Source organism: Synechococcus sp. R70.1 (assembly GCF_047461675.1).
GTDB lineage: Bacteria > Cyanobacteriota > Cyanobacteriia > Thermostichales > Thermostichaceae > Thermostichus.
Genome location: NZ_JANSHR010000096.1, coordinates 1 through 591, shown reverse-complemented (window position 1 = coordinate 591; position 591 = coordinate 1). Strand labels below are relative to the sequence as shown.

General features: G+C 62.1%; 1 protein-coding gene. It reads left to right on the top strand.

Features of this window, described 5'->3' with window-relative positions:
• Positions 1-591: hypothetical protein (locus NW807_RS09975; RefSeq protein WP_414426008.1), on the top strand; the 591-nt coding region annotated here is incomplete at both ends.

Below are 591 nucleotides of genomic sequence, written 5' to 3'. Positions count from 1 at the left end.
CCGACGATCCCACCAAGCTGCAGGCCATCTTTATCAGCAACGAGGCGCGGCAACGCCTAACGCTACGAGATAACCCAGCGGCAGTGCAGGCCACAGCCGTTTACCACTACAGCCACCGAGATGGGCGCTTCCCCATTGCTTGCCTGGCCACGGTAGCCCACCCCGGCACTCCCTGGAGCTTGCAGCGGGCTTCCACCTTCCCTACCGGCGACCAGCGCACTCAACTGGGCATCAACTTCTTTACTGGAGAAGGCACCAACGTTTGGGAGTATGACCCCGAGCCGATGCGGGAGCAACTGCGGCCTGGCACTCCTTTGTGGACAGCGCTCACCAACCTGGCCAATTTTGCCGGCGATCCCGACGGGGCCTATCCACCCAGGCAAGAAGCGGGCCGCATTCATCCGGATCCGTTCATCACCGCCTTTGGCAACTTCTCCGAGCTGCGGCGGGCGATTGGGCAGGCGATTGATCTGGTCAACCGAGGCACTCCCGCTGACCAAGTGACTGACCAATTGAGCCTGGCCGACCAAACCACCCTGCAAACGGCAGGCTGCATGCTGGGCATGCTGGCCGACAACATCCTGCGCATTC